Source organism: Rhizobium album, from assembly GCF_003122325.1.
Taxonomy (GTDB): Bacteria; Pseudomonadota; Alphaproteobacteria; order Rhizobiales; family Rhizobiaceae; genus Metarhizobium; species Metarhizobium album.
Genome location: NZ_QFBC01000044.1, coordinates 1 through 2847 on the forward strand (window position 1 = coordinate 1; position 2847 = coordinate 2847).

Sequence of the window (2847 nt, forward strand, 5' to 3'; positions counted from 1 at the left end):
CTTGACCGGCAGACGCCGGATCGGGCCTACTTCAATGCGCTGACGCCGATGATGGTGGCAGCATAATCGAGGCGGAAATCCACTTAGCAAAACGCCCGAAACTGTTCAGACAAACCGAGCCACCTCTGGTTTCCAGGACTATGTGGAGATTGGCATGGCAGATGATGGATTTGTTGGGCGCTACGAGGTTGTCGAGCCGCGTCGTGGAAACCGACGTTGGCCGGATGATATGAAGGCGCGGATTGTCGCGGAAAGCTTTGAGCCTGGTGTTCGTGTTGCTGATGTCGCGCGCCGTCACGACGTTGTTCCGCACCAGCTTTCCTTCTGGCGCCGGCAAGCGCGCGAGGGCATTCTGGCCCTGCCTTTTGAGGCTATGTCGGGCCCGTTGGAGATCGGGGATGGCGAGCCTGCATTTGTACCTTTGGCGATTGCGGTGGAGGCGAGCGAGACTGTGAATGTTTTGGCGCCGCCGCTGCCGGCGGCGGTTTTGCCGGTCTTGACGCTGGAGATCGGCCCGGACGTTGTGATGCGGGTTCCCGGCGATGTGCCGGTTGAGCGCGTGGCGGCTCTGGTGCAGGCAGTACGAGGGACGACATGATCGTCGCTGGCCAGCGACTGCCAATCCTGATCGCAACGCGTCCGGTGGACTTCCGCTGTGGGCATCAGGCGCTGGCTTTGATGGTGCAGACCGAATTGAAGCTCGACCCGCATTCCGGGGTGACGGTTATCTTCCGGTCGAAGCGGGGGATCGCCTGAAGATCCTGGTATGGGATGGCACCGGAATGGTGCTGATCTACAAAATCCTTGAACAGGGAAGCTTTGCCTGGCCCAAGGTGCAGGATGGAACAATGGGGCTTTCCAGGGCTCAGTATGAAGCTTTGTTCGAAGGTCTCGACTGGCGACGGGTCATGGCGCAACGGGTGACGGCGCAACGGGTGACGGCGCCGGCGGCGGCAGGGTGAGTATCCGGCTGTCTTTGCATTGTTTTATTTGGTTTTTTTATGCTGCCTTGCTATAAGACAGCATGTCGTCGCCGCTTGATCTCAGCCTGTTTCCGGACCTTCCGCCAGAGGTGGTGAAGGCGTTCGCGGCGATGCAGTTCGAGCTGTCGGTCGAGCGTGCTGCCCGTCAGCATGAGCAGGCTGTGGTGGCCGAAAAGGATGCCTTCATCGCCGAGCTGAAGGAACTGGTCGAGAAGCTTGAAGGTCAGGTTCACGACTATCGGCGCACGAAGTTCGGGCCGAAATCGGAAAAGCTCGATCCGGCGCAGATGGAACTGGCGCTGGAAGACCTTGAAACGGCGATCGCCGAGACACAGGCGCGGATTGCCGCCGTCGAGAAAAAGATCGAAGCCAGCGCATCCGATCCGGACAAGGCCTTTCCTCGCAAGGGGCGTAAGGCCCGTGCATTGCCCGAACACCTGCCGCGGGTCGAGAGAGTGATCGAGCCCGAGAGCATCGTTTGTCCCTGCGGTTGTGGCAACATGGTCCGGATCGGCGAAGACCGGACGGAACGGCTCGACCGGATGCCGGCACGCTATCAGGTGATCGTCACGATCCGCCCGAAATACGCCTGTCCCAAGGGTCGAACGGGCGTCGTCCAGGCCAGAGCGCCGGCGCATCTTCTGGAAGGGAGCTGGCCGACGGAAGCCCTTCTGGCTGAGATTGCCGTCTCCAAGCATTCCGAACACATGCCGCTCAACCGGCAGGCCGAGGTCATGGCGCGGCACGGGGTGCCAATCGATCGCACGGTCCTGGCTGATTGGATGGGGCGCACGGGCGGCGAAATCGCTCCGGTAGTCGATCACATGGCCAAACGGCTGCTGTGGGAAAGCACCCGGCTCTATGTCGACGAGACAACCGCTCCGGTACTCGATCCGGGGCGAGGTAAGACGAAAACCGGCTATCTCTGGGCCGTGTTGCGTGACGATCGCGGCTGGAATGGTTCGGCGCCGCCGGGCGTGGTGTTCCATTACCGGCCCGGGCGTAAAGGCGAATATGCCGCTGAAATCCTCGACGGGTTCAACGGCACGATCCAGGTCGATGCCTATGGCGGCTACTCTCACCTCGCCACATCGGACCGCATCGGTGGCAATCCTTTGAAGCTGGCTTTCTGTTGGGCGCACGGGCGCAGGAAGCTGATCAAGGCTACACCAAAGAGCGGATCGCCCATCGTCGACAAGGCGCTGGTGCGGATCGCCGCGCTCTACAAGATCGAAGACAGTATCCGAGGCTCAGATCCCGAACATCGCCGGGCAGTTCGACAGGACCTGTCCCTTCCGCTGGTGGACGCGTTCTTCACCTGGCTGTCAGCGCAAGCCAAGCGCATCTCACGCAAATCTGACCTTGGAAAAGCCCTGGCCTATATGCTGACGCGGCAGGACGGCTTCTGGCCGTTCCTGGACGATGGCCACGGCGATATCGACTCCAACCTCGTGGAAAACGCGATCCGCCGACCGGCCATGAACCGCCGCAATGCGCTCTTTGCCGGGCACGATGAAGGGGGCCGCAATTGGGCCCGGTTTGCCAGCCTGATCGGCACTTGTAAAATGAACGGCGTTGAGCCCTACGCCTAGCTGTGCGACCTCTTCACCCGCCTCGCGAACGGCCACCTCGCCAAAAACATCGATGCTCTGATGCCATGGGCCTACGCCGCCCGCGTCAAGGCCTAACAATGAACTCGTCAGGCACTATTCGGTGAGCTCATTTGACGGCCGATATTGCCGTTAGATCGCTGCAACCGAAAAATCCATGGGGCGTGGACGCCGCATACGGGAATTTAGCCTGTTTGATCGTAGCTATTTAGCGTAGTGGATCGTAGTTTTGGGCTATTATTGGATAGTGTAGC

Annotated in this window: 1 protein-coding gene and 2 pseudogenes; all 3 read left to right on the plus strand. The window is 60.4% G+C overall.

The window, feature by feature from the left end; genetic code table 11:
• Positions 1–154 precede the first annotated feature (154 nt).
• The 3 genes and pseudogenes from tnpA (at position 155) to tnpC (ending at position 2671) form a co-directional block, all read left to right on the plus strand.
• Positions 155–598, plus strand: a complete 444-nt coding sequence (gene tnpA, locus DEM27_RS33250; protein WP_109462501.1) for an IS66-like element accessory protein TnpA — start codon at positions 155–157, stop codon at positions 596–598.
• An 80-nt stretch (positions 599–678) separates the two neighbouring features.
• Positions 679–962, plus strand: a pseudogene (gene tnpB / locus DEM27_RS33255) (IS66 family insertion sequence element accessory protein TnpB).
• A 62-nt stretch (positions 963–1024) separates the two neighbouring features.
• Positions 1025–2671: pseudogene (gene tnpC / locus DEM27_RS33260) on the plus strand (IS66 family transposase).
• The last annotated feature ends 176 nt before the right edge of the window (positions 2672–2847 follow it).

Bases quoted from the DNA above. Each gene is read 5' to 3' on its own strand.
- tnpA (WP_109462501.1), top strand. From the start codon at position 155: ATGGCAGATGATGGATTTGTTGGGCGCTACGAGGTTGTCGAGCCGCGT.